The organism is Devosia sp. (assembly GCF_017307565.1).
Lineage (GTDB): Bacteria > Pseudomonadota > Alphaproteobacteria > Rhizobiales > Devosiaceae > Devosia.
Window position 1 is genome coordinate 1 of the sequence record NZ_JAFKHD010000142.1, and the last position, 5993, is coordinate 5993.

Here is a 5993-nt window from a genome sequence, read left to right on the forward strand (position 1 = left end):
GATTTCGAAGTGGCCGATCAAGAGATGTTCGTTGATCAGGCTAATCAACTGCCGGGTTTCGGCGCGACGGGCCTCCGGAACTTTGAGATCGAACGCACAGGCCACATGGAGGCTTTCGAGATCCTCCATCCAGTTGAACGACACATGATAGTCGCTCCAGCCGCCACGCACCGAAATCGAGATTTCGTCGGCATCCTGGCGCTCGAAAGTCCAGTCATTGATCGATGCAATATGCTCGACGAGGTCCACCGGGTGGGACACGCGATCGGGCTCGTGGGCAATCAAGGACATTGGCCGTTTCCATGCTGGCGTGGCGCTACTGTCGGATGCGCCGTAACCAGCGCTTCACGAATGCGGACCCGCTCTCGCGCCTCCTCTGGCACTCGAATCGTCCACATCCGAAAGGGTACACTGGGTTACTGATTCAGGGAGTGCAGCCGGACCAAGTCGGGGCATTCTCTTGTGGATGATCATAACGGATTGTTAACCAATCGCCGTCCGGACCACCGATATCCCTGCCATTTCTCGAAATTTCGCGGCTGAGTCAGCCACAAACCCGCATCCAGCCTTAGCCGAGGCTTTCCGGCCCCGCCCAGCCATGACGGATGGAATCGCCCCAGCCCGGAAAGCCGTTGGCCTCCGCCAGCCGCGCCGCCGCCTCGGTGTCATAGGGCACCGCGATCAGCGCCGTCTGCCAGCCCCGCCGCCCCTTCTCGACTATGCCGTAATGCGCATCGGGCGAGCCACGCACCAATTGCATGCCCACCGACCCGGGATTGGCAATCAGCCGCCCATCGCTTAGCCGCAGCGTTCGGGCGATATGGGTGTGACCGCAGAGAATGACAGCACAGTCGATCCCCTCGGCATGCCGCGCCACTTCCTCTTCGGAAGGCAGGGTCGTCGTGCGCCCGTCGTAGAAATTATCCAGCCAGGGCATTTCATCGTCATCCGGCGTACCGTGGCAGACGAAAACCTCGTCGCCCACGCGCGCCGTCGGCGGCAGCCCCGCGAGCCAATCGAACTGCGCCGGGGAAAGCCGGGAGCGCGCGAACCGGTCGACGGCCCCTGCCCGGCGCGTGCCGAGATCCACCGTCCAGCGGTCGTGATTGCCCGATATCGCGGTTGCGCCCAGCCCCATCAGCCGCTCCGCCGCCCCTGCCGGGTCAATCGGGCCGCTGACATGGTCGCCGAGGCACACAATGGCATCGACCCGCTGGCCGACGACGTGCTCAAGCACGGCGTCCAGCGCCGGCGCATTGCCATGCACGTCTGAAATGACCGCGAGACGCAATGCTCAGGCGGTCTTTTCGGCCTTGAGCGCAGCCAGTTCCTTGCGCAGCGCGTCGATCTCTTCGCCCTGCACCTGCACCAGTTCGCGCAGCGCGTCGAAGTCTTCGCGCTTCACCAGTTCCATGTCGGCAACAATGCGTTGCGCCTGCGACTTGGCAACCGTTTCCACTTCCCGGCGTACGCCATCGGCAACGCCCGCAGCCTCGTTCATGATCCGGCCAAGGCCATCAAAAATCCTGCTGCTCTGGTTCATGGTCTTCTTCCAATTCTCGATTGCGCTTTGGTCACTATGTAAGCCAGCCCCCGCCACTTGACCAGTGCGGTGAGAGGCCGCGGCAGCCTGGCTTACCGCGACACCGCGTCCCCATCGTCGGAAACACCGATCTTGTCGAGCACCTTGTCGAGGGGCCCGAACCGCGTCCAGAACGAGGCTGGAATCTTCACATCGGCGCCCAGCGCCCCGCTCTCTTCAAACCAGGTCAGCGTATAGTTCGCGTCGGCCTGCTGCAGCCCACCGTTCACCGTCCAGCTCCGGGCGTAGAGCACTGCCAGCTCCTTGAGCGTATCCACTTCCACATCCGGGCGCGCCCGCGTCATTGCCTCGACCCAAAGCTGCGGCTTGGCGGCGAAATCGCGCGCCGCCAGCGTCAAAGCTTCGAGCACCGCCTCGACATCGGCCTCGCGCTTGTCCAGCAGACCAGCGGAAACCACGTTCACCTTGGTCAGCACCGGCGCAGCGCTATAGAACGCGTCGGCATCGACGAGAATATCGAGCCCCGTGCGCTCGGGCATCGAGAGGAAAACGCCGATCGACATGGTCGTCGCATCGATCCGCCCCTGCTGCAGCGCCTGCGCCCGAACCGCCGGGTCGCCCAGCGGCACATAAGTCATCTGGTCGATCTTGGTGCCCCGGCTTTGCAGCACGAGCCGGGAAAGCGTGTAGTCGAGGCTGTTCTCCCGCCCCACGCCAAAGGTGCCCGTGCTGAGGCTATCGAAGGTCACCCCGTCACGCGCCGCGATGATGTAGGGAATGGCCTTGTCGGTCGACCCCACCGCTACAAGGCTCTTGTCGCCGCGCGCATAAAGCCCCAGCAGCGCTTCGACCGAAATATTGGCCATTTCGCCGCCGCCCGTCAGCAGCGCGGTGATTGCCATCGGCGTCTGCGCCGCCGGCACCAGCTCGACCTCGACCCCGGCGCGCTCGAAATAGCCTTCGCTCAGCGCCAGCTGCAGCACCGAATTGGGCACCAGCGGCACTTCCGTCGACGTCACGATGATGCGGAACGGCTCGGCTGCAACCGGCGCCGCCGCGAGGAAACCCGCAGGCGCCGCCAGCACCAGGGCAAGGGCAATCTGGATGATCTTCATGGGTAACTCCAAAGAGGCGCGTTCAGGGAATGGCAAACCGGCGCTCGAGGCGCCGCAACACCGCCGCCGTCGCGCTGCCAATGGCAAGCGCAGTCAGCACGGTGACGAAGTAACGAGGCATGTTGAACGAGGCGCCATAGCCGGCCAGCAGCCCGCCCAGCCCCGTCATGGCAGTATAAATCTCGGCGATGATACACGCCGTCAGCGCCTGCGCCGCACCCAGCCGGAGCCCGGCGAGCATCTGTGGCAATACCTGCGGCCAGACCACCCGCAACTGCGCCTGCAGCTTCGAGGCCCCAAGCCCCATCGCCGCTTCCTCGTCGGCCCGGCCCACGCCCTCGAACGCGGCCTGCGCGCTCGTCGTAACGACGATGAACGCAGCGAGCAGCACCACGACGATCTTCGCCTGTGGTCCCAGCCCAAGCATGGCCACGAAGAGCGGCATGAAGGCGATGATCGGAATATTGGCGAAAAAGTCGAGAATGACCTTCATCACCCGCCCGAGGAGCGGCAACCGCCCCATCAGCGCCGCCGCGCTCCAGCCCAGCACCACGGCCAGCCCGAGCCCTGAGAAATAGACCTGCATCGTGCCGCCAATGGCATTGAAATAGTCGCGGCGCGGGTCCTGCAGCATCTTGAAAAAGGCGTTGAGCGTCTCGCCGAGCGAGGGAAAGATCGCCTCTGGATGTTGCCCGGCCACCCACTCCCAGAGGGCCAGTAGCGTCACGATCAGCCCGAGAATGATCCAGTTTTCAGCCCGCACACCGCGCAGCCAGGCGCCGCTTTCCTGCCAGGCTTCGACCAGTTCCCGCATGCTGTCGCCAAGCGGTCCGCCGCTGCGCGCTTCGCCTTCCCGAACATTGTTCTGGTCGGTTTGGGATCGGGTTTCTTCGTTTGCCAAGGCGAGTCATCTCCTGCCGCAGAACGCGGACAGATTCTCCCGCCCCTCCCAGGCAATGAGATCATTTGCCCCGGTGATAGAAGGGCTGAACGGAGCTGTCAAACACGACACGTCTTCTTGTCGCCACCGCCCGAAGCGCCTCAGCGCTTGGGCACATAGCGCATCGCCACCGCGCCCGAGCCATATTCCAGCCGGTCGACCAGCGTAAGGTCGAGCGGCTTCGAGAGCCCGGTAAAGAGCGTCCGCCCATGGCCCACGATCCGGGGATGCATGACGAATTCATATTCGTCGATGAGCCCCAGCTCCGCCAGTTTCTGCGGCAACATCACGCCGCCTGTGGCAAGGCCTTCACCCGATTGCTCCCGCAGCCCCCGGACGGTCGTTTCGATGTCTTTCACGCGCACCAGTTCCGCGTTCCAGTCCACCGTTTCGAGCGTATCGGACACCACATATTTCTTGGCGGCATGAATGGTTTCGGCAAACGGTATCATCCAGTCCGCCACCCAATCGGGCCGCGTTCCACTCTCAACGAGCGGCCGCCACCCGGCTTCCATCAGTTGATAGGTAATGCGCCCGAAGATCAGCGCGTCCGCCCGCGCAATGAATTCCGCGGCCCGGCGATGAAGCTCTTCATCCGGGATCATCGACTGATGGTCACAGCATCCGTCGAGCGAGACATTGATGGAATATCGAAGCGGTCTCATGCAGCAAGCTTCTCATGACCGGGGGGATTTTGAAAGTGGCCGTAGACAAGCCTCGCGCCAACTATTTCAATCCTTTGCCACAAATAGCGTTTTCAATCGCGGTGGCTGCAATCGTTTTTTGCATACCGCCCGCCTTTGCGGAGATCGACCAGTATCTCCCATCTGTCCGAACTCTCATCACTATGCTTCCACATCGGGTTTCCAATGCGTCCAAGGAGCTACAAATGCGAACAATGATGAAACCGGTCATGCTGGCACTGCTGCTGGCCGGCTCGGTTCTGACACCCGCCGTCGCGCAGTCCACGCGCACCGAGACGGTCCACTTCCAGCGCGGCACGTCCGGCACGACCATCGAGGGCAAGATCACCGGCGATCAAAGCGTGCGCTACAGCATCGGCGTATCCGCGGGCCAGACCATGGATGTCCAGCTCGATACCGACAATACCAGCAGCTACTTCAACATCACCGCCCCAGGCGCGAGCGAAGCCCTCTATAACGGCTCAATTTCGGGTAACGGCACGTCCTTCGTCGTGCCATCTAGCGGCAACTACATTGTCGAAGTCTATCTGATGCGCAACGCCGCCCGTCGCGGCGAAACGGCGAACTACGACCTGACCCTCTATGTCGAAAGCGCCGCAAAGTCCGCGCCCTCCGCGCCCCGGCCACGCCCCCAGGCTCCCGACACGTCGAGCGCCGCACCCTCGCAGCTCGATACCAGCCAGATGCCGCGCTTCTGCGCCGGCGAGGCCTCGGCCGAATACAGCGTCCGCCCGCAGGACATCACCGTCAACATGGCCTTCAAGTCCGGCGATCGTTACGTCACCCAGGGCAATTTCGACCGCGACGGCAACACCACCTTCTTCAACTGCTGGTTCGGCCTCGACGGCACCTTCCAGTCGCTGAACTGAACGGCACCAGCCACTTACCGCTGGACGGAATGCCCCTGTCACGCCCTCGACAAGGCATTCCGCCCAGCGCAATCTCCCGTCCAGCATTCCCGTAGCCGGAAGTGGACGCATGAAGCAGCAGACGCCCTTGGTAGCGCTGGCTATCGCCACAGTTGGTTCCATCGGCGGCACGCGCCTTTCTGCCATCGCCATCCCCTGGCTGGTGCTCTCAACCACCAATAGTCCGGTCCTGACCGGCCTCGCAGGCCTTGCCGAAATGCTGCCCTACGTGCTGACCAAGGCACTGAGCGGCCCCTTCATCGATCGCCTCGGCGCAAGGCGGATCGCCATCGCTTGCGATTGGCTTTCGGCCGCCGCCGTCAGCATCATTCCCCTGCTCTATTGGTCCGGCATCCTGTCCTTCTGGCTGCTCCTGCCCGCCGTTGCCCTCCTCGGCGTTCTTCGAGCCCCATCCGACGCCGCCAAGCAGGCACTGGTTCCCGTTGTCGCCGAAACCGGCGGCCTGTCCCTCGAGCGCGTCACCGGCATTCTCGGCACCAGCGATCGCCTTGCCGGCACGCTTGGCGCCGCTGGCGCCGGCATGCTCATCGCCCTCCTCGGCTCCGGCCCCGCTCTCCTCGCCAACGCCGTCGCCTTCATCGTCTCGGCCCTTGCCCTGACCATCGGCATGCGCGCTACCGCCACAGTGCCCCCAAAGACCGACCTCGCCCCGCAAAACTACTTCGCGCAGATGTCAGAAGGCTGGGCCGCCTTCACCCGCGACCCCATCCTCGTCACTCTCGTCGTGACGCTCGCCTTCGTCGGCCTCTTCGACCAGGCCTA

The 5993-nt window shown here is 63.5% G+C and carries 8 protein-coding genes; 2 read left to right on the forward strand and 6 right to left on the reverse strand.

Annotated elements, in window-relative coordinates:
• The 6 genes from J0I64_RS03765 to J0I64_RS03790 all read right to left on the reverse strand — a co-directional run.
• On the reverse strand, positions 1 to 291 hold a 291-nt coding region (locus J0I64_RS03765), incomplete at its 3' end, for a YbjN domain-containing protein (protein WP_291406276.1).
• Positions 292 to 568: 277 nt separating this feature from the next.
• Positions 569 to 1291 (reverse strand): metallophosphoesterase family protein, encoded by a 723-nt coding sequence (locus J0I64_RS03770; RefSeq protein ID WP_291406277.1) that lies wholly within the window; start codon positions 1289 to 1291, stop codon positions 569 to 571.
• Between the two features lie 3 nt (positions 1292 to 1294).
• Positions 1295 to 1543 (reverse strand): accessory factor UbiK family protein, encoded by a 249-nt coding sequence (locus J0I64_RS03775; protein ID WP_291406278.1) that lies wholly within the window; start codon positions 1541 to 1543, stop codon positions 1295 to 1297.
• Between the two features lie 92 nt (positions 1544 to 1635).
• Positions 1636 to 2658: an ABC transporter substrate-binding protein gene (locus J0I64_RS03780; RefSeq protein ID WP_291406279.1), complete on the reverse strand. Its 1023-nt coding sequence runs from the start codon at positions 2656 to 2658 to the stop codon at positions 1636 to 1638.
• A gap of 22 nt (positions 2659 to 2680) precedes the next feature.
• On the reverse strand, positions 2681 to 3559 hold the full coding sequence (locus J0I64_RS03785) for an ABC transporter permease (RefSeq protein ID WP_291406280.1): 879 nt from the start codon (positions 3557 to 3559) through the stop codon (positions 2681 to 2683).
• Positions 3560 to 3699: 140 nt separating this feature from the next.
• Positions 3700 to 4263, reverse strand: a complete 564-nt coding sequence (locus tag J0I64_RS03790) for a dihydrofolate reductase family protein (protein ID WP_291406281.1) — start codon at positions 4261 to 4263, stop codon at positions 3700 to 3702.
• A 224-nt stretch (positions 4264 to 4487) separates the two neighbouring features.
• Between J0I64_RS03790 and J0I64_RS03795 the strand changes: the two genes are divergently transcribed.
• Complete coding sequence (locus J0I64_RS03795) at positions 4488 to 5171, forward strand: hypothetical protein (protein ID WP_291406282.1); 684 nt, start codon at positions 4488 to 4490, stop codon at positions 5169 to 5171.
• A 109-nt stretch (positions 5172 to 5280) separates the two neighbouring features.
• The coding region (locus tag J0I64_RS03800; protein ID WP_291406283.1) for an MFS transporter at positions 5281 to 5993 on the forward strand (713 nt) is incomplete at its 3' end.

Coding starts and splice junctions, on each gene's coding strand:
- J0I64_RS03775 (WP_291406278.1), bottom strand. CDS start 1,543: ATGAACCAGAGCAGCAGGATTTTTGATGGCCTTGGCCGGATCATGAAC.
- J0I64_RS03790 (WP_291406281.1), bottom strand. CDS start 4,263: ATGAGACCGCTTCGATATTCCATCAATGTCTCGCTCGACGGATGCTGT.
- J0I64_RS03780 (WP_291406279.1), bottom strand. CDS start 2,658: ATGAAGATCATCCAGATTGCCCTTGCCCTGGTGCTGGCGGCGCCTGCG.
- J0I64_RS03795 (WP_291406282.1), top strand. CDS start 4,488: ATGCGAACAATGATGAAACCGGTCATGCTGGCACTGCTGCTGGCCGGC.